At 72.3% G+C, this 23911-nt stretch carries 25 protein-coding genes; 18 read left to right on the top strand and 7 right to left on the bottom strand.

What is annotated here, in order from left to right; genetic code table 11:
* Window positions 1–141: 141 nt before the first annotated feature.
* Together OG514_RS15285 and OG514_RS15290 are read left to right on the top strand one after the other, a co-directional pair.
* Window positions 142–1692 (top strand): carboxylesterase/lipase family protein, encoded by a 1551-nt coding sequence (locus OG514_RS15285; RefSeq protein ID WP_266894871.1) that lies wholly within the window; start codon window positions 142–144, stop codon window positions 1690–1692.
* Between the two features lie 151 nt (window positions 1693–1843).
* A complete protein-coding gene (locus OG514_RS15290) occupies window positions 1844–2974 on the top strand; it encodes a serine hydrolase (protein WP_266894873.1) in 1131 nt (376 codons plus the stop codon).
* Between the two features lie 38 nt (window positions 2975–3012).
* On the opposite strand, the gene OG514_RS15295 is transcribed toward OG514_RS15290, so the two are convergent.
* Together OG514_RS15295 and OG514_RS15300 are read right to left on the bottom strand one after the other, a co-directional pair.
* Window positions 3013–3792: an NUDIX domain-containing protein gene (locus OG514_RS15295; protein WP_266894875.1), complete on the bottom strand. Its 780-nt coding sequence runs from the start codon at window positions 3790–3792 to the stop codon at window positions 3013–3015.
* The gene (locus OG514_RS15300) at window positions 3789–4169 is read right to left on the bottom strand and encodes a DUF4406 domain-containing protein (RefSeq protein WP_266900855.1); all 381 of its coding nucleotides are present in this window, start codon (window positions 4167–4169) and stop codon (window positions 3789–3791) included. Before OG514_RS15300 ends, OG514_RS15295 begins: the two co-directional genes overlap by 4 nt.
* A gap of 79 nt (window positions 4170–4248) precedes the next feature.
* Between OG514_RS15300 and OG514_RS15305 the strand changes: the two genes are divergently transcribed.
* The 8 genes from OG514_RS15305 (at window position 4249) to OG514_RS15340 (ending at window position 9866) form a co-directional block, all read left to right on the top strand.
* Window positions 4249–5007 (top strand): DeoR/GlpR family DNA-binding transcription regulator, encoded by a 759-nt coding sequence (locus OG514_RS15305; protein ID WP_266894877.1) that lies wholly within the window; start codon window positions 4249–4251, stop codon window positions 5005–5007.
* 111 nt (window positions 5008–5118) lie between these two features.
* On the top strand, window positions 5119–5397 hold the full coding sequence (locus tag OG514_RS15310) for an antibiotic biosynthesis monooxygenase (RefSeq protein WP_266894879.1): 279 nt from the start codon (window positions 5119–5121) through the stop codon (window positions 5395–5397).
* 99 nt (window positions 5398–5496) lie between these two features.
* Window positions 5497–5805, top strand: coding sequence for a DUF2087 domain-containing protein (locus tag OG514_RS15315; RefSeq protein ID WP_266894881.1), 309 nt, complete (start codon window positions 5497–5499; stop codon window positions 5803–5805).
* On the top strand, window positions 5802–6431 hold the full coding sequence (locus OG514_RS15320) for a LysE family transporter (protein ID WP_266894883.1): 630 nt from the start codon (window positions 5802–5804) through the stop codon (window positions 6429–6431). The genes OG514_RS15315 and OG514_RS15320 overlap by 4 nt, the downstream gene beginning before the upstream one ends.
* A 57-nt stretch (window positions 6432–6488) precedes the next feature.
* Complete coding sequence (locus tag OG514_RS15325) at window positions 6489–7412, top strand: MerR family transcriptional regulator (RefSeq protein WP_266894885.1); 924 nt, start codon at window positions 6489–6491, stop codon at window positions 7410–7412.
* Window positions 7413–7555: 143 nt separating this feature from the next.
* Window positions 7556–8005, top strand: coding sequence for an SRPBCC domain-containing protein (locus OG514_RS15330; protein ID WP_266894887.1), 450 nt, complete (start codon window positions 7556–7558; stop codon window positions 8003–8005).
* Window positions 8002–8352, top strand: coding sequence for a helix-turn-helix transcriptional regulator (locus tag OG514_RS15335; protein ID WP_266894889.1), 351 nt, complete (start codon window positions 8002–8004; stop codon window positions 8350–8352). The genes OG514_RS15330 and OG514_RS15335 overlap by 4 nt, the downstream gene beginning before the upstream one ends.
* Window positions 8353–8516: 164 nt before the next feature.
* Complete coding sequence (locus OG514_RS15340; RefSeq protein WP_266894891.1) at window positions 8517–9866, top strand: amino acid permease; 1350 nt, start codon at window positions 8517–8519, stop codon at window positions 9864–9866.
* Here the strand turns inward: OG514_RS15340 and OG514_RS15345 are convergent.
* Both OG514_RS15345 and OG514_RS15350 read right to left on the bottom strand, forming a co-directional pair.
* Window positions 9817–10509: a TetR/AcrR family transcriptional regulator gene (locus tag OG514_RS15345; RefSeq protein WP_266894893.1), complete on the bottom strand. Its 693-nt coding sequence runs from the start codon at window positions 10507–10509 to the stop codon at window positions 9817–9819. The two genes, OG514_RS15340 and OG514_RS15345, sit on opposite strands and share 50 nt — an antisense overlap.
* 77 nt (window positions 10510–10586) lie before the next feature.
* A complete protein-coding gene (locus tag OG514_RS15350; RefSeq protein ID WP_266894895.1) occupies window positions 10587–11753 on the bottom strand; it encodes an MFS transporter in 1167 nt (388 codons plus the stop codon).
* A 137-nt stretch (window positions 11754–11890) separates the two neighbouring features.
* Here OG514_RS15350 and OG514_RS15355 point away from each other — a divergent pair, with 137 nt between their 5' ends.
* Entirely contained in the window at window positions 11891–12457 is a 567-nt protein-coding gene (locus OG514_RS15355; protein WP_266894897.1) for an NADPH-dependent FMN reductase, read from the top strand.
* Here the strand turns inward: OG514_RS15355 and OG514_RS15360 are convergent.
* Window positions 12438–12767 carry a hypothetical protein gene (locus tag OG514_RS15360; RefSeq protein WP_266894899.1) on the bottom strand — a complete coding sequence of 110 codons (330 nt, stop codon included), beginning with the start codon at window positions 12765–12767 and terminating at the stop codon, window positions 12438–12440. The genes OG514_RS15355 and OG514_RS15360 overlap by 20 nt on opposite strands.
* An 88-nt stretch (window positions 12768–12855) precedes the next feature.
* On the bottom strand, window positions 12856–13020 hold the full coding sequence (locus OG514_RS15365; RefSeq protein WP_266894901.1) for a hypothetical protein: 165 nt from the start codon (window positions 13018–13020) through the stop codon (window positions 12856–12858).
* A 69-nt stretch (window positions 13021–13089) separates the two neighbouring features.
* On the opposite strand from OG514_RS15365, the gene OG514_RS15370 reads away from it, so the two are divergent.
* Both OG514_RS15370 and OG514_RS15375 read left to right on the top strand, forming a co-directional pair.
* Window positions 13090–14151 carry a trans-acting enoyl reductase family protein gene (locus tag OG514_RS15370; protein ID WP_266894903.1) on the top strand — a complete coding sequence of 354 codons (1062 nt, stop codon included), beginning with the start codon at window positions 13090–13092 and terminating at the stop codon, window positions 14149–14151.
* Between the two features lie 240 nt (window positions 14152–14391).
* Entirely contained in the window at window positions 14392–15912 is a 1521-nt protein-coding gene (locus OG514_RS15375) for a chitinase (RefSeq protein WP_266894905.1), read from the top strand.
* 151 nt (window positions 15913–16063) lie between these two features.
* Here OG514_RS15375 and OG514_RS15380 read toward each other — a convergent pair whose 3' ends face one another.
* Entirely contained in the window at window positions 16064–16807 is a 744-nt protein-coding gene (locus OG514_RS15380; RefSeq protein WP_266894907.1) for a PIG-L deacetylase family protein, read from the bottom strand.
* Between the two features lie 141 nt (window positions 16808–16948).
* On the opposite strand from OG514_RS15380, the gene asnB reads away from it, so the two are divergent.
* The 5 genes from asnB to mshA all read left to right on the top strand — a co-directional run bounded on the left by asnB (window position 16949) and on the right by mshA (window position 23724).
* Window positions 16949–18769, top strand: a complete 1821-nt coding sequence (gene asnB, locus OG514_RS15385; protein ID WP_266894909.1) for an asparagine synthase (glutamine-hydrolyzing) — start codon at window positions 16949–16951, stop codon at window positions 18767–18769.
* 154 nt (window positions 18770–18923) lie between these two features.
* On the top strand, window positions 18924–19787 hold the full coding sequence (locus tag OG514_RS15390; protein ID WP_266894911.1) for a hypothetical protein: 864 nt from the start codon (window positions 18924–18926) through the stop codon (window positions 19785–19787).
* 91 nt (window positions 19788–19878) lie between these two features.
* Window positions 19879–20625, top strand: a complete 747-nt coding sequence (locus OG514_RS15395) for an SDR family oxidoreductase (protein ID WP_266894913.1) — start codon at window positions 19879–19881, stop codon at window positions 20623–20625.
* A 73-nt stretch (window positions 20626–20698) separates the two neighbouring features.
* Window positions 20699–22264, top strand: coding sequence for a class I tRNA ligase family protein (locus OG514_RS15400; protein ID WP_266894915.1), 1566 nt, complete (start codon window positions 20699–20701; stop codon window positions 22262–22264).
* A gap of 146 nt (window positions 22265–22410) precedes the next feature.
* Complete coding sequence (gene mshA, locus OG514_RS15405) at window positions 22411–23724, top strand: D-inositol-3-phosphate glycosyltransferase (protein WP_266900856.1); 1314 nt, start codon at window positions 22411–22413, stop codon at window positions 23722–23724.
* Window positions 23725–23911 lie beyond the last annotated feature (187 nt).

Raw genomic sequence — 23911 nt, forward strand, 5'->3', positions numbered from 1 at the left:
TTGACATCGAGAGTGTGTCAATCTTAGTGATCTCGGTGTTGGCCCTCGCGCGCCGGGCGATGCAAAGCTGAAGCCCCGCCCCACCCAACCCCCCCTCCTCGCCCAGGCGCTCCGGCATCACGAGAGGCAGCCCTCATCTCCATGGACACCTTCAAGACGAAGAACGGTTCGGTCCGTGGGTTTCGGCCCTCTGCCGATGTCGTCGCCGTCCTCGGCATCCCCTATGCCGCTCCGCCGTTCGGTGCCAACCGGTTCCGCGAACCCCTCCCGGCACCCGCGTGGTCCGGCGTGCGCGACTGTACGGAGTTCGGCCCGATCGCCCCGCAGTCGGCGCAGCTGCCCGGCGCACCCGTGTGGTCCCCCGGCGACGAGGACATCCTCAGCGTCAACGTATGGACCCCGGCCGGCGACGGTGGCGGCCTGCCCGTTCTGGTCTGGATCCACGGCGGCGCCTACACCCTCGGATCCTCGGCCCAGCCCGACTTCGACGGCACAGCGCTCGCCCGCGCCGGTCTTGTCGTCGTCACCCTCAACTACCGCATCGGCTTCGAGGGCTTCGGGCACGTCCCGGGCGGCGACGTCACCGGTCACCCCGACAATCGGGGCCTGCTCGACCAGGTCGCGGCCCTGCGCTGGGTAAGGGACAACATCGCCGCCTTCGGTGGCGATCCGGGCAACGTCACCGTCGCCGGCCAGTCCTCCGGCGCCGCCTCGGTCGCCTGCCTGATGGTGATGGACCGCGCCCGCGGCCTGTTCCACCGGGCCATCGCCCACAGCGCCGCCAGCCCGTACTACACGCGCGACATCGCCGCGGCGACCACCGGCGAGATCGCCGCAGCGGCGGGCTGCCCCACCACCCCCGAGGGTCTGGCCTCCATGACTCCGCAGGCCCTGGTCACCGCCTCCGACCAGGTCGTCGACGACTACCGGCGCGACCCCGCCTCCGGATCCCGCCACTACGACCCCTCGCTCTACGCCCCGGTCCTCGACGGCGACGTCCTGCCCGCCGACCCCCTCACGGGGATGGCCGCCGGCGCGACGCGCGGGGTGGACCTGCTGGTCTGCCACACCACGGAGGAGTACTGGCTGCTCGACGCCGTCGACAGCTGCGCGAAGATCACCACCGACGAGCAACTCGGCCTCTTCGCCATGGACTTCGGTCTCCCCGGTGGCCTGGTGGACGGCTATCGCGCCGCGATGCCCGATGCCCCGGTGCTCGACGTCTACCTCGCGGTCTTCGGCGACCTGCTGTTCGGCGAGTACAGCAACCGGCTCGCCGAGGTTCACGCCCGAGCCGGCGGCCGGGCGTTCCTGTCCCGCTTCGACCGTCGGCGCACCGGGCCGGGCGGGGTCGTACGGGCCTGGCACTGCGCGGACATCCCCTTCGCCTTCGGCAACGAGGGCGACGACTCCATGGCCTTCCTCATCGGCGGTACGCCCACCCCCGCCGACCACGAACTGGGCCGCCGCATGGTGCGCGCCTGGGTCGACTTCGCCACCACCGGGAACCCTGGCTGGATGCCGGTCGACAACTCCGGCAGCCAGGCCGCCGCCGTATGGAGCACGGACGACAGCTGCGTCGAGGACGGGTCGAGCACCCTCGGCGGGCTCCCTGCCCTCCCTGCCCTCCGTGCGCTCCCTGCCCTCCGTGCTCTGTGGGCCGAGGTCGGGTTTCCGGTCCTGCGTCCATGAACTGGGGGATCACCCCCAGTTCATGATCAGGGGTCGGGGCAGGGGCCGGTAAGGGTCCGATCAGGGTGATCACCGATGGGCTACGGCCGCTGTACGGAGCAGAGTTGAGGGTGTCAGCAGGCCCCGTCAGCACCGCTCCGGAGGAAACTCGATGCGCACGCGTCTCGCCGCCACCAGCCTCGCCCTGGCCGCCGCTCTCACCGCCGGCGTGGCGGTGCCCGCAGCCTTCGCGGCGACGGGGGCCGGCACCGCCCCGGCCGAGACCCCGGTGGCCACGAGCACCACCGTCAAGGACATCCTCGGCCGCCTGCCCGATGGCGTCATCGCGGGTGCGGTCATCAGACACGACGGGAAGGGGGCGGCCGCCGGACCGGTCACCGCCGACGCTCATTTCCGGATCGGCAGTGTCACCAAGACGTTCACCAACACCGTCGTCCTCCAACTCGTCGCCGAGCACCGGATAGCACTCGACGCCCCCGCGCGCAGATACCTCCCCGAGCTGCTCCCCGAGGCGTACGACGGGGTCACCGTGCGCCAGCTCCTCGACCACACCAGCGGGTTTCCCAGGCCGGCCCGGACCCCGGGCCCGTACGACGGGCCCGGGTGGCAGTTCAAGTCCGTGAAGCCCGAGGACTCCCTGCGGGAGTCGTTCGCCGCGGCCGCCGCGGCGAACGTGCCGCCGCCCGCTCCCGGCTCGGAGCAGCAGTACAACGGGCTCAACTCCCTCGCCCTCGGGCTGCTCGTCGAGAAGGTCACCGGCCGTTCCTTCGCCGGCGAGCTGGAGCGGAGGATCATCCGGCCGCTGCACCTCCGCCGCACCAGCCTGCCCGCCGCCGACGACCTGAGAATTCCCTCGCCCCACGCGACGGTGTACGCCGCCGGGCAGGACGTCACGGAGCAGAGCCCCTACCCGTGGGCGGAGGGCGGCATGATCTCCACCGCCGCCGACCTGGACCGGTTCTTCACCGCGTTGTTCCGGGGACGTCTGCTCCCGCCCGCCCAGCAGAAGCTGGTCTTCGACGTGCCGAACGTGAAGAGCTCCGCCGACAACAGGAACTGCCTCGGCGGGCCCGCCTGCTTCAGCGTCGGCGGACTCATGCGCTACAAGCTCAACGAGAAGGAGTCCGCCTGGGGCAAGACGGGGTCCCGCCCCGGCTGGGACAACGGCTTCTTCGCCACGAAGGACCTCCGGCACCGTGTCGTGTACTCGCTGAACACGACGGGGAGCGGTGACGTCCTCAAGCGCATCCAGGACATAGTCGGCGCCGCACTCACCGACTGACCTCGCATCCCGCACTCCGCGCCCCGCAACCGGGCGTCTCAGGCGAACGGGCCGTCCAGGGCCGCCCATTGCAGGAGCAGGATGGTCTTGCCGTCGGTGATGCGGCCGTCGCGGGTCATGGCGAGGGCCTCGGTGAAGGGCAGTTCGAGGACCTCGATGTCCTCGCCGTCCTCTTCGAGTCCGCCGCCGGTCCCGGTGCGGTCGGCCGGAGTGTAGGGGGCGGCGAAGAAGTGGAGGCGCTCGGTGACGGAGCCGGGGCTCATGTAGGCGTCGAGGACATGGGTGAGGGGGCCGAGGGTGACGCCGAGTTCCTCGGCGCTCTCGCGGCGGACCGCGGTGAGCGGGTCGTCGGCGTCGAGCAGCCCGGCCGCCGCTTCGACGAGCATGCCGTCGGGGTGGTCGTTCACGTAGGCCGGGTAGCGGAACTGGCGGGTGAGCAGCACGGTGCGGCGTGCGGTGTCGTACGGCAGGACGACGGCGCCGTTGCCCCGGTCGTAGGTCTCGCGCTGCTCCATGACCCAACGTCCGTCGCGGCGGCGGTAGTCGAAGGTGGTCCGCCGCAGGACGTGCCAGCCCTGGGAGGTCAGCTCGACGTCACGGATCACGACGCCGGGGTTCCGGTCGAGGGCACGCCCGGCCTGGTCGAGTCCGGTCCGGCCGCGGTGGTCGGGGACGCCGACGCCGGGTCGGTCGCGAGGGTCGGGGACTTCGGCGCCGGGTCGGTCGCGGTGGTCGGGGGCGTCGGCGCCGGGTCGGTCGCTCGGGTGTCCCTTCGCGGGGGTGGTGCTCAGGCCGCCCCTCGTGCGGTCGGCGTTCATGCCTTCGTCTCCCTCTCCCCGTGCGGCGTGCGGCGGGGGATCTCCGCCACGTCGCTGTAGACCGGCAGGCCGCGTCGGCGGGCGGTGGCGACGTCCTGGTCGGCGCCGGTGGAGTCGCCGGGCAGGCGCAGTACGGCGTCGCAGTGGGCGAGCAGGCGGTCGGCGGCCGGGTAGAGCACCTGGTCGGCGAGGGGGTCGGTGGGGCCCGCGCCGGCCGAGTGCAGGACGGGCAGGGCGATCCATTCGCCGATCACCGGGAGGTGACCCGCGGCGAAGATCGGCCAGGCCGCTGCTTCGAGGCGGGCGAGGTTGGCGGCCATGGCCTGCGGGTCGCCGTCGGTGCCGGAGCGGTAGGGACCGGCGATGAGGATGAGCATCGGCTTGTCACGCGTCGGGATCTCGGTCATGGCGCGCTACGATACATGCAGAAACGTGCAAGAACAGGAGAGAACGCGAATGCTGGCTGCCGAACGGCGCGACCACCTGCTGGAACTGCTCGCCCGTGAGGGCAAGATCGTCGCCAAGGATGTCGCCGCCGAGCTGGGGATCTCCGAGGACAGCGTGCGGCGTGACCTGCGCGACCTCGCGAGCGAGGGACTGTGCCAGCGGGTGTACGGCGGGGCGTTGCCCGTTTCGCCGGCCGTGGCGGACTACCGGTCCCGGCAGTCCGTCGCCCCGGACGGCAAGCGGAAGGTGGCCGAGGTGGCCGCCGGTCTGGTGCGGCCGGGCGGTGCGCTGATCCTCGACGGCGGCACCACCGCCCTGGCCGTCGTCCACGCGCTCCCGCAGGATCTGGCCTGCACGGTGATCACGCACAGTCCGACGATCGCCGCCGCCCTGATCGACCATCCACAGGTGGAGGTCTTCCTCATCGGCGGCCGCATCTACAAGCACTCGGCGGTCGCCTGCGGCGCGGCCGCCGTCGAGGCCGCGCAGAACGTCTCCGCCGACCTCTGCTTCCTCGGTGTCACCGGGGTTCACCCCGACGCGGGACTGACCACCGGCGACGCCGAGGAGGCCGCGATGAAGCGGGCCCTGGCGGCCCGGGCGGCGGACACCTACGTCCTCGCCTCCTCCGAGAAGATCGGCACCGCTTCGCGGTTCCGCGTCCTGCCCTGGGAAGAGATCAGCGGACTGATCACCGACGCCGACCCGCGGGACTCGGTGGTCGAGCAGCTCACAGCGCGGGGTGTGGAGGTCCTCCCCGCGGGCTGACGACCGCGTAGCTCGTTCGGGGCGTGTTGCGGTGCGGGGTGCCCTGCTCGCTGGTGTGCTGGTCGGGATCCCCCCCGACCCTCATCCCCATCCCCGTACAGGAGCAGCGACATGGCTGTCATCGTCACCGTCGAGATCCCCGGCGGCACCCAGGAGCAGTACGAGGAGACCACGCGGCTCCTGAAGGCCGCCGAGTGGTTTCCGCCGGCCGGGTTCATCGCGCACGCCGCCGGGCCCGACGGGAGCGGGGGATGGCGGATCGTGGACTTCTGGGACTCCGAGGACGCGTTCCTCGCCTTCGTGGAGAAGGCCAAGCCGATCTTCGACCAGGGTGGTCTCCGCACGATCCTGCCCACCGTGCAGGAGGCCGTGAGCGTCATCCTCAAGTGAGGGGACGAATCCTCTGATCGCCCCCCGAACGTCCGCCGGGGCCGACGGGAGTGAAAACCCTTTGCGGGGTGGGGTCGGTGGCCGTCAGGCTTCTCCGCCATGACCAGTCATCCTTCCCGACCCGTCGCGGACCTGTTCTCCGCCGACGGGCGCCTCAAGGCGATCCCGCGTAGGCCCGCCCGCCGCGAGGCCCTCCTCGCCCACCTCGCCGAGACCCTCTTCGAGGCCGGTCGGGACTACCGCGAGCCCGAGGTCAACCAGGCCCTGCTCACCGTCCACGAGGACTTCTCCGCCCTGCGGCGCTATCTCGTGATCGGCGGCTTCCTCGCCCGGACCAAGGACGGCTCGGCCTACCGCCGACAGCAGCAGCCCGGCTCCCCCGAAGGCGCGATCCCCGCCGTCGCGTGACCGCCGCAGTGGTGGCCGGCCTGCTCGCCGGCTACGGAATCGCGATCCCGGTCGGCGCGGTCGGCGCCTACCTCGTGGCCGTCACGGCCCGTACCGGCTGGCGTACGGGCGGGGGCGCGGCTCTGGGCGTCGCCACGGCGGACGGGGTGTACGCACTCCTCGCGGTGGCGGGCGGCTCCGCGCTGGTGCCGCTGCTGACCCCGGTGATGACCCCGCTCCGGTGGGCCTCGGCCGTGGTGCTCGTGGTGCTCGCCGTACGGGCGGCGCACGTGGCTCTCGCCGCGTACCGGACGGGCGGGCTCGCCTCCCGCGACGACGGGACGGAACTCACCCCGGCCCGCGCGTATCTCACCTTCCTGGGGATCACGATCCTCAACCCCATGACGGTGATCTACTTCGCCGCGCTCATCCTCGCGACGGGCCCCTCGGCGCCCGCCACCCTCCCCGACCGCATCGCGTTCGTCGTCGCGGCCGCCGTCGCCTCCGCGAGTTGGCAGCTCCTCCTCGCCCTGGGCGGGACGCTGCTCGGCCGGACCCTGACGGGGAGCCGGGGCCGGCTGGCCACGGTGCTCGCGTCGAGCACGCTGATCGTGGTCCTCGCGGTACGGCTCGTGGCCCGCTCCTGATTCCTCCACGTCCACGGCTTGACTCTCGGGTTACCGGAGACGGCACAGTCTCCTCTCGTGGACAGGACGAATCTGCTGCCGATCGGGCAGTTCGCGCAGGCCAGTGGCCTTTCGGTCACCGCGCTGCGGCACTACGACGCAAGCGGTGTCCTGACACCGGCCTTCGTCGATCCGGACACCGGCTACCGCTACTTCCGGCGTGACCAGCTCCGCGGCGCACAGCTCGTCCGTGCGCTGCGGCAGCTGGACATGCCGGTCGAGCGGGTGCGCGCCCTGCTCGCGGGCGGCGACGGCGGCGGCGATGCCGCCGACCTCGAACGGGCTCTCCGAGCACACCTCGGGGCCGCCGAGCGTCGGCTCGACGTCCAGCGCTCCGTCGTCCACAGCCTGTTGACGAGACTGGCCGGACCGAGCGGACCGAGCGGACCGAGTGGTCCGACCGGATCGACCGGACCGACCGGACCGACCGAAGGAGCCGAGATGAACCACCGTGTCACCCTCCGCCAGAGCACCCCCGAGCGCGTTCTCGTGGTCGGCGCGACGGTGAACCACCACGGCCTGGACCCGTTCCTCCGTACCGCCTACGAGGAGCTCTACGCGGTCGCGGGCCGGGGGCCGCTCACGTTCACCGGGCCCGCGTTCGTCCGGTACCACGGGATCTGCGACGAGGAGAACGAAACCCTGGTCGAGGCGTGCCTGCCGTTCTGGGAGTCGGGCGCGCAGCCGGGGGAGTTGGGCGAGGGGATGTCCGTACGGGACGACCCGGAGTGCACGTACGCCTGCACCATGGTGGAGGGCGCGGCGACGGCCTTCCCCGAGATCCTCACCGCGTACGACGCCGTCGCGAACTGGATCGCCGAGCACGGCTTCGCCTTCGCGGGCCCGGTCCGCTCGACCTTCCTCCGCTGGACCGGTACTCCGAACGACCCGGACAACCGGATGGAAATAGCGTGGCCGGTGGCCGAGCCGGGCGCCGCCTGACTCGGAGGTTTCCGATGCCGCGCGTGAGCAACCACCCCCCCGCCCGAGGTGCAACCGTACAGTTGCGGCTGGGAGGTGCATGTGCAACTCTGGGGTTGCAGTCACTTTCAGGTGGCGCTTCCTACGCGAAGAAGGAGTCCCCCATGAGCGAGGACCGGATCGAGCGCGAAACCCTCATCGACGCACCTCTGGAGCGCGTCTGGACCCTGGTCGCCCAGCCCGGTTTCTGGGTGGCCGACGAAGGGAGCCTGGCCGGGACCACGGCCCGCGAGGGGGAGTCGATGGTCGCGAAGAACTCCGCGCACGGCACCTTCCCCGTACGCGTCGAGAAGGTCGAGCCGCCGACCTACGTCGCGTACCGCTGGGCCAGTGCCTTCTCCGGGAAGGAGCTGACCGACGACAACACCACCCTCGTCGAGTTCACCCTCACCGAGGAGGACGGCGGCACCCGGCTCCGCGTCGTCGAGAGCGGCTTCGCCGCGCTCCCGGGCTCGGAGGAGCTGCGCACCCAGGCCGTACGGAACAACACCGATGGCTGGCCCCAGGTGCTCGACGCGTTCAAGAAGCGTGCCGAGCAGGCCCCGTCGTCGTGACGCGGGAACTCCCCGAAGGGCCGGGGGCGGCCGAGTCCTCCACCGACAGTGTGCTCGGCGCCCTCGCCGACCCCACCCGGCGTCGGCTGCTCGACCTCCTCGCCGAGCAGGGGGAGGCCACCGCGACCGCTCTCGCCGCCCGTCTGCCTGTCTCGCGCCAGGCGATCGTCAAGCACCTGACCGTGCTCGACACCGCCGGGCTCGTCTCCTCCGCCCGCGTCGGCCGGGAGGTCCGCTACGCGGTCCGCCCGGCCGCGCTCGACGCGACGGCCCGCTGGATGGCCGCCCTCGCCGCCGACTGGGACCGACGCCTCGCGGACATCAAGCGGATCGCGGAAGACGGCTGACGACGACTCACGGCGACGACTCACGGCGACGACTCGCGGCGGCCGGCGACGGTTCCGAGGGGCGTCCCGGGACGTCTCGGCGTCTCATGTCCTGAACCGGCTTGCTCTCCGGGGCGATGATCAGCCAAGCTCCTCCGCTGGTCGTCTGTAATTCGGGGGGAATCATGACAGGGCGGGTACTCGGCGCCGGTCTGCGGCAACGGCATCTGGCCATGATCGCGCTGGGCGGCGCGATCGGCGCCGGGCTCTTCGTCGGTTCGGGGTTCGGGATCGCTGCCGCCGGGCCCGGCATCCTCGTCTCGTACGTGCTCGCCGGCGCCCTGACCGTCCTGGTGATGCGGATGCTCGGCGAGATGTCGGTGGCCGACCCGGTCACCGGCTCGTTCGCCGAGCACGCACGCCGGGCGTTCGGGCCGTGGGCGGGACTGCTCGCCGGGTGGATGTACTGGGCGCTGCTCGTCGTGAGCGTCGCCGCCGAGGCCGTCGGGGCCGCGCACATCGTCGGCGGCTGGGTGCCGGCCGTGCCCGGCTGGGCGTGGGTGGCCGTCTTCATGAGCGTGTTCACCGTGAGCAACCTGGCGGGCGTACGGCACTTCGGCGAGCTGGAGTTCTGGTTCGCCGGCCTCAAGATCGCCGCGATCTTCGGCTTCCTCGTGCTCGGTGCCGTCGTCCTCGCCGGCCTGCTGCCCGGCCACCCGTCCCCCGGAACCGCCCATCTCCTCGGCGACGGCGGCTTCCTGCCGCACGGCTGGCACGGCGTCGCCGTCGGCATGGTGGCGGCCGTCTTCGCGTTCGGCGGCCTGGAGACCGTGACCATCGCCGCGGCCGAGTGCGACGACCCGGTCCGGGCGGTGCGCACGGGCGTACGGGCCGTCATGTGGCGGGTCGCGGTCTGTTATCTCGGCTCGATGGCCGTCATCGTCACCCTGGTCCCGTGGAACGCCCCGGGCGTCGCCGAAGGCCCGTACGCCGCCGTGGTCGCGAGCATCGGCGTCCCCGGCGCGGCCGACCTGATGAAGGCGGTCGTCCTCGTCGCGCTCCTGTCGGCGATGAACGCCAACATCTACGGCTCCTCGCGCATGCTGTACGCCCTGGTCGGACGCGGCGACGCACCCCGCTCCCTCGGCAAGGTGCGCACCGGGGCCGGCGTCCCGTACACAGCCGTTCTCGCCTCCGCCGCGTTCGGCTTCGTCTCGGTCGTCCTCAGCCTGCTCTGGCCGCGTACGGTCTTCCCGTTCCTGCTCAACTCCATCGGCGCCGCGATCCTCCTCGTCTGGGCGCTGATCGCCGCCTCCCACCTGCGCCTGCACGGTCCTTCCGTACGCGCGGTGCTCGCGCTCGCGGGGATCGGCGGGGTGCTGCTCTTCATGCTGGGCGACGCGGCGAGCCGCACCCAGCTCCTCACGACGGGGGCGTGGGCGGCGGCCCTGCTCGTATGGGCGTGGGGGAGGAAGATGAGGAACGTCAGGGACGGGCGGCGTACCGAGCCAGGAACAGATCCACTCCCGAGCTGATCACGCGCGTCAGCTCGGCGTCGTCGATCTCGGCGTCGGGCGAGAAGGTACGGACGAGCTGCGGCACCCCCACGGTGGCGGCGACCAACTGCTGCACGGCGAGCGCCGGATCGGGCGCGTCCAGGGCGCCGCGCGCGTTCAGCTCGGTGAAGGCCTCGACGAGCGGGCCGTTGTTCATGTCGTAGCTGACCCGGTACCAGAGCTGGCCCAGCTGCGGGAAACGGTCTATCTCGCCGATCACCAGGCGCCGCAGCGACATGATGTCCGGGCGCAGCAGGATGCGGGCCCAGTCGGTGGTGAGCCGGACGAGGGCGGCGCGCAGGTCGGGGGCGTCGGCGAGGGTGGAGTTGGAGGGCTCCAGGTCCGCGTACGTCTTCGGGAGCACGCCGCCGATGACGGCGAGGAACAGGCGTTCCTTGCTGCCGAAGTGCTTGTAGATCGTCGCCTTGGAGACGCCCGAGCCGCGGGTGATGGCGTCCATCGAGGCCGCCGAGTAGCCCTCGGCGAGGAACTCGGCGAGGGCGGCGTCGATGATCGCCTGGCGCTTGCGCGAGGCGGCGTCGGCGGGGTCCGGGATGATCGGGATGCCGTACTCGTCGGTCGCGTCGGTCGAGTCGGACTGGCGTTCGGCTCCGGCGCCCATGGGGTGTTCCTTAGGTGTGGTGGCGGGACCGCCAGTATATGAACTGAACGGTTTGGTCTGCAAAGCTGTAGAGGTGCCTACAGGGACGCCGCCAGGGCCGGGCCGGCCGCGACGCCGATCAGGAAGGCCAGGTTGAACAGGCCGATGGCGAGGCCGTGCCGGGCCGCCGGAAGCCCCTCCGCCGCGGCGCCCGTGAGCAGCCCCTGACCTCCGGCCGTGGCCAGCGCGCTCGTCCCCGAGGCGAGGAGTACGGCCACCGGCCAGGGTGCGCTCACCGCGAGGACGGCGGCGCCGAGCGAGCCGAGGGCGAGGACGAGACGGACGCGGCGGGGCCCGAGTGTCGGCGCCGCGCGGACGAGGAGCCAGGACAGCAGGGCGCCGGCGAGCGCGGCCAGCGAGGCGACGGCACCGGTCTCCACGGAGCTCCAGCCGGTGAGCGCGGCGACGCGGCGCGGAGCTGCGTACAGCAGGCCGAAGTTGACGGTGGAGACGGCCAGCATGAGCCCGGCGGCGGTGCGGAATCCCCGGTCGCGGAGGATGTCGAGGGGGAGAACGGACCGGCGTCCGGTGGTACGGGTCTCGTCGGCACCCTCGTCCCCGACCGTCTCCGGCCCGCTGCCCGCCGACCTCCGCGCCTGCAGCACGACGAGCAGGCTCAGTAGCGGCAGGACCAGGGCCGCGCGCCAGCCGGCCGCCCCCGCCACCGCGGCCCCGGCGAACAGGCCCGCCGTGCCGCCGGCCGCGCTGCCGATCGCGACCAGGCCGGGGGTGCGGCCCGAGCGGTCGCGGCCGGCCATCTGGAAGGCCGCGACGTTGAGGCCGGCCGCTCCCGCCGCCTCCAGGGCACGCCCGGCGACCGCCAGGGGCAGGCCGGGGGCGAGGAGGACGAGGGCCGCGCCGAGGGTGACGAGGACGGCGCCCGCCCCGATGACCCCGGCGGGGCCGTGCCGCCGCCCCGCCGTGGCGGTGAGCAGCGGGGTGCCGACCGCCATGCCGACCCCGAAGGCGGTCATCAGCCAGGCCGCGGAGGCGGGGGAGACGGTCAGCTCGCGGGCGGCATCCGGCAGGGCGAGGCTCGCCCCGGACACCCCCATCGCGGCGGGCGCGGCGAGTGCGGCGAGCAGCAGACCGGTCCGGGTCGGTGTCGGGGTCGGGCCCCGGGTCGGCCTCCGGGTCGGGGTCCCGGCCCCGTTCGCCGCCGTGGGATCGCGCCTGAAGTCCTCTTCGGAGCTGGTGGTGGCCATGGGTCGAATGAACTACACCATTCAGTTCACTGTCAAGACTGAACTGTTTGGTTGACAGACTGAACCGATCGGTTTAGCTTTCTGGTCGTCGGAGCCCGGAACTCGCCGGCTCCACCCGATCAGCCAGGGGGCATCCCATGACCGCGTCCAAGATCCTCGCCATCTCCGGCTCGCTCCGCGCCGACTCGCACAACACGCAACTGCTGCGCGCCGCCCAGAAGTTCAACCCCGGTGGCCTGGAGATCGAGATCTACGAGGGGCTGCGCGAGATCCCGCCGTACGACCTCGACCTCGACACCCCCGAGCGGCGCTCCGACGCCGTGAACGAGCTCCGCCGCCGCGTCACGGAGGCGGACGGAGTGCTCATCGCCACCCCGGAGTTCAACTACTCCATCCCGGGCGTCCTCAAGAACGCGATCGACTGGCTCAGCACCGACTGGACCCGTTCCGAGGGCGTGCCCCTGCGCCGCAAGCCCACCGCGATCCTCGGCGCCGGACCCGGTGCCTTCGGCACGGTCCGTGCGCAGCTCGCGCTCCGTCAGATCTTCGTCTGCGTCGACGCCGACGTCGTCGTGAAGCCCGAGGTGCACGTCTTCAACTCGTACGAGCGCTTCGACGCCGCCGGCAACCTCGTCGACGAGGCCACCATCGAACTCCTCCAGGGCCTCCTGGGCGCCCTCAAGGTCAAGATCGACGCGGTGTGACCGAACCCGCGGCCGTCACCGCTCCCGCCACCGTCAGGGTCACCGCTCCCGCGACGGCGAGCACCGCTCCCGCCGCGAGGACGCCCCTGCGTGAGCGCCAGGAGAGGACGGACCAGCACGACTGGGCGGAGAGCAGGGAACCCACGCTCGCCCAGGAACCCACCGAGCCGGCCGACAGCGCGGAACCGACCGAGCCGACGGACAGGAACGAGCCGACCGAGCCGATCGAGAGCGTCGACCCGACCGAGCCGATGGACAGGAACGAGTCCCGCGACCAGAGCGACAGCGACGAACCGCAGCGAGCAGTCATACCTCGATCCTAGGCGTGTCGTGGATCCTGGGCGTGTCGTGCCGAACGGGCGGGCTCGTGACGCCTGCCGCCGTCGGTCCCGGGCGTCTCAGCCTCCGCAGGCCGGCAGGAACTCCAGGCCCTCCGGGGAGCCGAAGCGCACCACCGCGAGATACGCCTCCGGGTAGTCGCAGCCCACCTCCGTCCACTGGAGCGCGAAGACGGTCCAGACGACGAAGACGGCCAGGAAGAACCAACGCCAGCTCGTTGACATGCACGCCAGGTACCCGCCGGACCGCGGAGGAACCGCTTCCTTTCCGCCCGTCGTAAGGAATGCCGCCCCATGAGCACACAGCACCCCACCCCCACGCCCACCCCTTTCCTCTTCCCCACCGTCGCGGTCATCGGCGCGTACGGGCACACCGCCGCCTTCGTCCTCGGCGAGCTGAGCCGACGCGGCGGCTTCGGCCTCCTCCTCGTCGGCCGCGACCCCATCAGGCTCGACGCCGTGGCCCGGGCCCATCCCGGGGCCGAGGCGCGGGTCGCGGACCTGGCCGACCCCGCGGCCCTGGACCGCGCACTCGCGGGCGCCGCCGTGGTCGTCAACTGCGCGGGTCCCTTCGCCGCCACCGCGCCCCTCGTGATCGACGCGGCCCTGCGCGCCGGCATCCCCTACCTGGACGTCGCCGCCGAACAGTCCGCCGTCCTGGCCACGTTCGAGCGGTACGCCGACCGGGCCCGTGAGGCGGGAGTGGCGGTCGTGCCGGCGATGGCGTTCTACGGCGGGCTCGGCGACCTGCTCGTCGGCGCGGCGAAGGGGGACTGGGAGGAGGCCGACGAGATCACGATCGCGATCGCCCTCGACAGCTGGCTGCCGACCGAGGGGACCCGCAGAACGGGACGGAGCAACGCCGGTGGGCACGCGGTCTACAAGGGTGGCCGCTTCGTCCCGCCGGCCGCCGAACCGGCTTCGTTCGTATGGGAGTTCCCGGGCGCCTTCGGCGAGCAGAAGGTCGTCGAGTACACGACCGCCGACCAGGTCACCGTCTCCCGCCACGTGCGCGTCCCGGACATTCGCGTCCTCATCAACGAGACGCCCCTGCGCGACCTGCGCGACCCCGGGACGCCGCCGCCGACGGCGGTCGACGCCCACGGGCGCTCGGCGCAGACCTTCGTCGTCGACGTGGTCGTCCGCAGGGGCGGCGAGGAGCGCCGCGCGAGCGCGTCCGGGCAGGACATCTACGCGGTGACCGCACCCCTGGTGGTGGAGGCGGCCACCCGCATCCTCGACGGCCGAGCGACCGGGCCCGGTGCGCTGGCCCCCGCGAGCCTCTTCGACGCGACGGACTTCCTGCACGCGCTGGACCCGGCGCACCTGACGTTCCGCCCGCACGTCCCGTCGTAGGCGTCGTCGGCGTGGCTCACTGGACCAATCCGTCCGCTCGCGCGCATCGGTCCAGTACGCGCGCACCTTCACTGGATGCGCCACGCAACGACCACGCAAATTGGTCTAGTCCATGTTTTGTTCAAGCGTCGCCCAAGTCATTGACGTGGCTGGGGCGGCGGGGTTTCCGTAGGTCAAAAGCCGTGCGCCCCAACGGTGTTGGCGCACACCCCCGCCCCCCACAGTCATTGGATTGCCATGATGAGACGCGTACGGTCCCTCCGCTCCGCCCTCACGGCCGCGGCGACCGCCGTGGCCGCCCTGGGCCTCGCGGCGACCGCCACCGCCCCCGCCCAGGCGGCGACGCCGCTTCCCGAGCACGTCTTCGCCCCGTACTTCGAGGCCTGGACCGGGGAGAGCCCGGCCGCCCTCAGCGCCCAGTCGGGGGCCAAGCACCTGACGATGGCGTTCCTCCAGACGGCGGCGAAGGGCTCGTGCACCGCGTACTGGAACGGCGACACCGGGACACCGATCGCCCCGGCCTCGTTCGGCGCCGACATCAAGACCATCCAGTCCCGCGGCGGCGACGTCATCCCCTCCTTCGGCGGGTACGCGGCCGACACCACCGGCACCGAGATCGCCGACAGCTGCACCGACGTCAGCCAGATCGCGGCCGTCTACGAGAAGGTCATCACGACCTACGACGTCACCCGGCTCGACATGGACATCGAGGTCGACGCGCTCGACAACACCGCCGGCATCGACCGCCGCAACAAGGCCATCAAGCTCGTCCAGGACTGGGCCGCCGCCAACGGACGCCAGATCCAGATCTCGTACACCCTCCCGACGACCACCCACGGCCTCGCCGCCAGCGGGCTCGCCGTGCTCAAGAACGCCGTGACCAACGGCGCGCGGGTCGACGTCGTCAACCTCATGACCTTCGACTACTACGACAACGCCGCCCACGACATGGCCGCGGACACCAAGACCGCCGCCCAGGGCCTCTACGGCCAGCTCGCCAAGCTCTACCCCACCAAGACCCCCGCCCAGCTCTGGGGCATGATCGGCATCACCGAGATGGTCGGCGTCGACGACTTCGGTCCCGCCGAGACCTTCACCCTCGCCAACGCCCGTACGGTCTACGACTGGGCGGTCTCCAAGGGCATCAACATGCTCTCCTTCTGGGCGCTCCAGCGGGACAACGGAAGCTGCCCCGGCGGGGCCGCCGCGGACAACTGCTCCGGCATCCAGCAGAACACCTGGGACTTCTCGCACGCCTTCGCGCCGTTCACCAGCGGCACCACCGCTCCGGCCGACGACTTCTCGGTGACCGCATCGCCGGCCTCCGCCACCGTCACGGCGGGCTCCTCCACCACGGCCACGGTGAAGACCGCGGTCACCGCCGGTTCGGCCCAGACGGTGAACCTCACGGTCAGCGGACTGCCCGCCGGCGTCACCGCCTCGCTCAGCCCCACCTCGGTGACGACCGGAGGCTCCTCGACCCTCACGGTGAACACCACGACCGCCGCGGTCTCCGGCACGTACCAGATCGTCGTCAACGGAGCGAGCCCCTCGGCGGGCCACGCGGCGGTGCTCACGCTGACCGTCACCGGCGGCACCACTGCGTGCACGGCGGCCCCGTGGGTCACCTCGACCGTCTACACCGGCGGCCAGCAGGTCTCGCACAAGGGCCACACCTGGAAGGCCAAGTGGTGGACGACGGGCGAGGAGCCCGGCACCACCGGCCAGTGGGGCGTCTGGCAGGACCTCGGCGCCTGCTGACCACCGCGTCATGGTGGGCGTCTCCTGACCGCAGCGCCCGCCGAGCCCGGTGTCCGTCGCCCCAGCGGCGCGGCGCCGGGCCGCCCGGCCGGGTTCCGCCGACACGGCGGAACCCGGCCGGTGCCGTTCCTGCCCCGCCGGCTCCCTCCGCTCAGTCGATGTGCACGATCTGGAACGCCTCCGCCATCCGGCCCGGCGGCAGTCCGCCCGCCGTGGCGTGCTCGCCCAGCCAGGTGCGCAGGAGGCCGGCGAGGTCGTCGAAGTGAGCCGTCTGGGAGGTGTGGATGCGCAGGGCCTCGACCTTGCGGTCGAAGACGGAGGTGACGTCCACGTACTGGTTCGGGGTGGGCCCGGTCATCAGCCACAGTTCGTGGACGGTCCACGGCTCCAGGCCCTCCTCCTTCAGCAGGGAGGCGTGGGCGAAGGGGTTGCGGGCCTCGGGGTAGACCGCGCGCAGACAGGCGTCGCCGACCGCGCGGTGGTCGGGGTGGAGGTCGGCGACCCGCGCCCAGTTGATCTCGGGGGAGGGGATGATCGCGCGCTGCGGGCGTACTTCGCGGATGACCCGGCACAGGTCGCGGCGGAGTTCCACGGAGGCTTCCACGAAGCTGTCGGGGTAGCCGAGGAAGCGGACGTCGGCGACGCCGCTGAGCTTGGCGGAGTGGACCTGTTCGGCGCGGCGCAGATCCGCCATCGCCTGGCGGGGGAGCTGTTCGTCGTAACCACCGGCGCCGCCGTCCGTGACGATGCAGTACGTGACACGGGTGCCGCGCTCGATCCATTGCATGACGGTGCCGCTCACGCAGAACTCGATGTCATCGGGGTGCGCGGCCACGACGAGCAGTGACGCCGGGGCGGTGCGGTCGGTGCGGTCGGTGTCGTCGAAGTCCTCCATGTGGTCAGCCTGTTGGGGTGGCAGGGGCGTCGCAAGGCCACGCCGTGGCGTGAACTGGACATGGCACTTACGCGCCATTCAAAAACTTGGTAGATTCAAATCATTGGATGTGACGGGTAACGCGCTTGGAGGGTGACCGGCATGTGCAGGATTCTCGGCTCCTTCGCCGCCGGGGCGGACCGCCCCGAGCCGGCCCAGCTCGCGGCGGTGTCCGCCCGCCAGCGCCACGGCGGACCCGACGAACACCACGTGCTCAGCGGGCCCGGCTGGTCCCTCGGCTGCGACCGACTCGCCGTCACCGACCCCTGCGGCGGCCAACAGCCCTACCGGCTGCCCCACCTCCCCGGCATCCTCGCCGTCCTCAACGGCGAGATCTACAACCACGCCGAGCTCCGCCGGACCCTCGCCGCCCGCGGCCACCGCTTCCCCGACCGCTGCGACGGCACCCTGCTGCCCGCGCTGTACGCCGAGTACGGCCCCGGCTTCGCCGAGCACCTCGACGGCATGTTCGCCGTCGCGATCCTCGACCTGCGCCCCGGCAGGTCCCAACTCCTGCTCGCAGTCGACGACATGGGCATGAAGCCGATCCACCTGCACCACGACCCGTACGACGGCTCCACCCGCTTCGCCTCCGAGATCCCCGCCCTCCTCGCCTTCGAAGGAGTACGGATCTCCCCGCGCGACGACTCCCTCGACACCGTCCTCGCCACCCGTACCTCCTTCTCCACGCACACCGCGCTCGAAGGCGTCAGCGTCCTGCCGCCCGGCGCCACCGCCCTCGTACGACCCGGCACCGCACCCGTCGTACGCCGCCGCGGCCCCCACCGGACCACCCCCGTCGGCGACACCCAGGACGTCCTGCGCCACGAGGTGCGCCGGCTCGCCCAGGCCGAGGTGCCCGTCTGCGCCATCACCAGCGGCGGCCTCGACTCCGGACTCGTCACCGCGCTCGCCGCCGAACACGCCCGCGAGACCGACGCACCGCCGCTGCACACCTTCCACCTCACCTACCGGGGCCGGTGGCCCGACTCCGAGGCCGCGTACGCCCGTTCCGTCGCCCGCCGGACCCGGACCGTGCACCACGAGGTCACCGTCGACCCCGACGAACTCGGCTCCCTCCTCACCCGCACCGTCCGCCACCTCGGTCAGCCCAACGCCGACCCCATCACGCTCTCCACCTACGCACTCTTCCGCGCCGTCCGCGAGAAGGGCTTCACCGTCGCCCTCACCGGCGACGGCGCCGACGAACTCTTCGGCGGGTACGACCGCATGCGCGCCGCGCTCACCGCCCCGGCGGGCACGGACTGGGCCGGGAGCGACTGGGCGGGCGCCTACGCCGACGCCCTCTCCGCCGCGCCCCGACTCCTCCGCGAATACCTCTACACCGCCAACTACCGCGCCCACATCGCCGATCAGGGCTCGGCGGCCGACCGCATCGAACAGGAGCTGCGCTCGGCGGAGGCGGTCGGCGCGGACCGGCTCACCGCGATGACCGCGTTCGAGACGCGCTGGCGGCTGCCCGCGTACCACCTGCGGCGCGTCGACCACCTCTCGATGGCGTGGGCGGTCGAAGCGCGGATGCCGTTCTGCCAGCCGTCGGTCGTGACACACGCCCGCTCGCTGCCGACGGCGGCGCGGACGGGGAAGCGGGCGCTGTACGAGGCGGGCGCGGAGCTGCTCCCCGCGGCGGTCCTGCGCCGCCCGAAGCAGCCCTTCACCCTGCCGGTCGCGGCGATGCTCGCGCCGGGCAGCCCGCTCCTGGACACCGTCCGGGAACTCCTCTCCCCAGCCCGCCTGGTCCTCGGCGGAAAGGTCCGAGCGGACCGCGTCCAGAAACTCCTGGCCCGCCACCTGCAACGCCCCTCCCGGCACGACGCCCAGGCCCTCTGGGCCCTGGCGGTCCACGAGTTGTGGACGGAGGTGGTCCAGGGCATGAGAATCCCGCTCGGCTGTGCGGCCTGACCCCTCGGGACCTCACCGTCCCGAACCCGCGTCCGCCACCGCCGCGCACCCCGTTGCGGGCCGTCCCTTCGCCCCTGTGCCCACCCTCCCCCCGGCTTCGTCCGGGGGCACCCCCACCGCCCCTGCGGAACCTGTGCCCACAACGGGAGCCACCGTGGTGCGGGCACATGACGCCCCCGGACCCACCCTCGTCCTCCGGCTCGATCAGTTGCCCCTCGGGGCCCTCGCGCTCGGCGGGGAGCTGGCGCGGCTGCGCCACGCGCTTGCCGGCACGCCCTACGCCGGGCTGAACAAGATCGCCCTGTACGGGAGGTCGGCCCACCCCGGGGCCGACCTCGACCACCGCTTCGTCCAGGCCCTCCCCGGCGGCGGTTTCGACTTCCGAACCGGCTGCGGCCACTCCCTCCTCGCCTGCGTCGTCGCCGACGGACGCCCTGGGACCGGGCCCGTCACCGTCCGGGCCGTGACCACCGGCGACACCGTGCTGTGCGAACCCCACGCGGACGGGGACGCGTACACACTCAGCTTCCTCAAGGCTCCGGACGCCCCCGGCACCCTCCTCACCGGCCGCCCCCTCGACCTCCTCGACGGCATCCCCGTCTCCCTTGTCCGGTACGGCAACCCGTACGTCTTCGTCGACGCCCGGCACCTGCCCGGCGAGGCGCTCCAGGACCGGCTCCTCTCCCTCCGGGCCCGCGCCGCACGGCTGCTCGGGTATCCGCCCCACTCCGCCCTCCCCAAGATCGCCGCCTTCACCACCCGTCCCGACGGCCGTCTCTCCGTCCGTGCCCTCACCGTCGGCGGCTGGCACCCCCGGCTCGCCCTCACCGGCGCCGCCGCCCTCGCCGCCGCCGGGGCGCTCGACGGCACCGTCGTCCCGCCCGTGGACGGCGAGGTCCGGACGCCCGGCGGTACCGTCACCGTCTCCACCGCGCCCGACCGCGTCCGCGTCCACCACAAGCGCGCCGAGGTGCTGGAAAGGCTCGTACTGCCGTGGCGTATCCACGCAACGGCGTGAACGCGCACCCTTCTCACCAGGCCCGGAGTCCCTTTCCTCTGCCACGCTGAAATGGACCGGCAATCGGTATCCGTGGGGAGAGCAGACACACATGAAATTCGAGAATCTGCGTGTCGTCGTGACCGGAGCGTCCCGCTATTTCGGTCGCGCGCTCGCCGTCGGATTCGCCCATCTCGGCGCCGAGGTCTATGTCTCGGCGCGGACCGTCGAGGCCGCCGAACGCACCCGTACCGAAGTCATGGGATCGGCCCGTGACCGTATCCACGCGTTCGGCTGCGACCTCAGCAGGCCGGCCGAGATCCGGGAGTTCGCCGCCCGGGTCGGCGAACACACCGACCGGGTCGACCTGTTGGTGAACAACGGCGCCCGCTGGCTCGACGGCATGGACCTGGAGGCGGCCAGCGACGCCGAGATCGTGGAGACGATCGAGTCGACAGCCGGCGGCACGGTCCTCATGGTGAAGCACTTCCTGCCGCTGCTGCGCGGCTCGCTGCGGCCCGACATCGTCAACATGGTCGCCGTCCGCGACGCCGAGGGCGCCTCCGCCGCGACCGCCGGCGTCGCCCACGAGGCCTTCTGGGCGGCGAAGAGCGCCCAGGCCGGATTCGCCGACATCCTCTCGCGCCGGCTGCGGCCCTCCGGGGTCCGCGTCTTCTCCCTCTTCCCGCCCGACTTCTCGACCTCCGATCCGCGTTTCGCGGAATGGGACGGATCGAATCCGGACGGAATAGCACCCGACGAGAAGCTGACCACCCAGGCGCTTTTCGAATGCATCGTCTACGCCGTCGAGCAGCCGCGCGACTGCTTCATCCGTTCCTTCCACTTCGAGCCCCGCTGACCGCCCTGCGTCGACAGCGCTCCGCCGATCGCGACCGCTGAAGCCCACCGCACCACAGCGTCAAGGAGGTCCCATGAGCACCCCTGTCTGGATCACCGCGACCCCTCCCGCCACCCACGGCGAACTCCACATCGGCCATCTCGCCGGGCCGTACGTCGCCGCCGACGTCCTCACCCGCTATCTGCGGGCCGAGGGAGAGGCGGTCCGGTTCACCACCGGTACCGCCGATCACGCCAGTTCCGTCGAGGTCCGGGCGCTGCGCCACCACCGCAAGCCCGAGGAGGTCGCGGAGGGCTACCGTGCCGCGATCACCGCGGACTGGCTGCGTTCGGGCGTGGAGTTCGACCACATCGTGCGCCCGCGCCGCGACAAGGGATACGGACGCTGGGTGCAGGACCTCTTCGGGCGGCTCTTCGCGCAGGGCGTCATCGCCCCGCGCACCCGCCTCCTCCCGTACTGCGAGCCGTGCGACCGCTGGCTGTACGGAGCGCACGCGACCGGCAGCTGCCCGCACTGCGGTGCGGTCAGCGACGGTGGGATGTGCCACGAGTGCGCCCGTCCCAACGACGGCGGCGACCTCATCGGCGCCCGCTGCGCGCTCTGCGACACCCCGGCGGTGGCCCGCCGCTGCCGCCGGCTCTACGTACCCCTGGAGCCGTTCCGGGAGACGCTGGCCGACTACTGGGCGACGGCCGGCCTGCCGCCGCGCCTCGCCGCGCTGTGCGAGTCCCTCGTCGAGGACGGCCTGCCGGACATCGCGGTCGGCCACCCCGCCGAGTGGGGCCTCCAGGTGCCCGTCGAGGGCTTCCCCGACCACCGGATCGACGGCTGCTTCGAGGCTGCCGCGATGCACCTCTTCGGCTACGACGTGAAGGGCCCGCTGCCCCGCCGCGCGATCCACTTCTGCGGCTTCGGGCACGCCTTCTGCCACGCCGTGCTGCTGCCGGTGCTGCTGCTCGCGCAGGACATCAAGCTGCCGCAGGACTTCAACGTCAACGAGTCGTACGTCATCGAGGAGGGCGTCCAGGAGGGCAACGTCTGGGCGCTCGACCTGCTCACCGAGTACGGCTCCGACACCCTGCGCCGCCATGTCCTCCAGGCCCGTCCGCTCGGCCGCCGCACGGTCTTCCAGCGGGAGCGGCTCGCCGCGGCCCGGCGCGAGCTGGACGAGAACTGGAACAGCTGGCTGTCCCGGCTCTTCGCCGCCGTACGGGAGGAGTGCGGCGGCCGCGCCCCGCAGGCGCTGCCCGGCGGCACCGGCTGGGAGATCCTGGAACGGCGGCTGCACCGGGGGGTCGACGACCTGCGCGAGGCGTACGGCCCCGATGCCTTCGACCCGCGCCGGGCGGTCGCCGTCCTGGACGAGATGGTCCGTTCGGCGGCCGACTTCGGTCACGTCAACGCCCACGAGCGGTGCCGTCCCAGCACCTCCTGCCGTCATCTCCCGGCGCTCGCCGCCCAGTTGGCGGTGGCCTCCGCCCTGTCGGCGTGGTCGCGGCCGGTGATGCCGGAGGGCGCCGACCGGCTCGCGGCGGCGCTCCAGGTGGCGCCGGGACGTCCGATCGACTGGCAGGCCCTGACGGGTCCGCTGCCGGGGACCAGGCTGGCACCACCGTCGGGCCCGGTCTTCGGATTCTGATCCCCATAACTACTAAGCAACTAAGTACTTCAGTACGAGCAGTGTCCAACCCCCACCCTGCCGCGTGACCGTGCGCGCGCGAGCCACGCGCAGGGGCACGTGGCTTCCCTCCCCCTCAGGAGCCCCTCGTGTCCCTGCGCGTCGCCATGCTCAGCGTCCACACCTCCCCGCTCCACCAGCCCGGGACGGGGGACGCCGGCGGGATGAACGTCTACATGGTCGAGCTGTCCCGTGCCCTCGCCGAACAGGGCGCGGAGGTCGACCTGTTCACCCGCTGCCGGGGCGAGGGTCTGCCGCCGCTCGTCGAACTCGCCCCCGGTGTGCGGGTCCGGCATCTGCACGCGGGGCCGCGCGAGGCGCTGCCGAAGGAGGCCATGCCGGATCTGGTGGTGCCGTTCTCGCTGGCCCTGCTCAAGGAGGAACGGCGCTACGACCTGGTCCACTCGCACTACTGGCTCTCCGGGCAGGCGGGCCGGATCGCCTCGGTGGGCTGGCGGATCCCGCTGGTGCACACCGCGCACACGCTGGCCCGGGTGAAGAACGCCTCGCTCGCCGCCGGTGACACCCCCGAGCCGGAGCTGCGGGTGCGGGGCGAGTACCAGGTGGTGGGCGCCGCCGACCGGCTGATCGCGAACACGGCCGACGAGGCGGAGGCGCTGCGCTCGCTGTACGGGGCGGAGGGGGAGCGGACCGAGGTCGTACGCCCCGGGGTCGATCTGCGGACCTTCCACCCGGGGGACGGGCGGGCGGCGGCGCGGGCCCGGCTGGGGCTTCCGGCGGACGCGTTCGTGCCGCTGTACGCGGGCCGCATACAGCCGTTGAAGGGCCCGGACGTGCTCGTTCGGGCGATCGCCGAGCTGCTGCGGGACTCCCCTGACCTGCGCCGCCGGCTCCTGGTGCCGGTGGTGGGCGGGCATTCCGGCGCGACCCGCGAGGGGACGGCCTGGCAGCTCGCCGGGGAGCTGGGGGTGACCGATGTGCTGCGGTCCTGCCCGCCCGTGCCGCAGGAGCGGCTCGCGGACTGGTTCCGGGCGGCGGACGTCCTGGTGGTGCCCTCGCGCAGTGAGTCCTTCGGTCTGGTGGCGCTTGAGGCGCAGGCCTGTGGGACTCCGGTGCTCGCGGCGGCGGTCGGCGGGCTTCCGACGGCGGTGTGGGACGGGGTGACGGGGCTGCTGGTGCACGGTCACGATCCGCTGGAGTACGCGCGGCGGCTGCGCTGGCTCGCGGCGCACCCGGAGGCGGTGGAGACGATGGGGGAGGCGGCGGTGCGCCATGCGCACGGGATGAGCTGGCGTGCGTCGGCCGAGCGGACCGTCGAGGTGTACCGGGGGGCGCTGGCGGAGACGCGCCGGCCGGTGCTCTTCGGTGGGGATCGGGTGGTGGGGCAGGGGCGGCGGCACGCCCCTGCCCCGACGGCCCCTCTCTCCTGGAGGAACGAGAAGGCCGTAGCACAAGTCTAGCACCTCTTTTGGTTCGACCAAAGATATGGGGGGCTCCGGATGCCCCAATTCCGTTGTATGGACGGCGGATTGACGCATCCACGCCATGGCGGGTCCACGCAGAGACGATCCCTGGATTCGTTTCGGGGGTGGGGACAGAATGGAGATGTCTTCAGGGAACGCCCGGCGGCACGGGCCCCCGGAAGGC

The sequence above is a fragment of the Streptomyces sp. NBC_00572 genome, assembly GCF_026341815.1.
GTDB lineage: Bacteria > Actinomycetota > Actinomycetes > Streptomycetales > Streptomycetaceae > Streptomyces.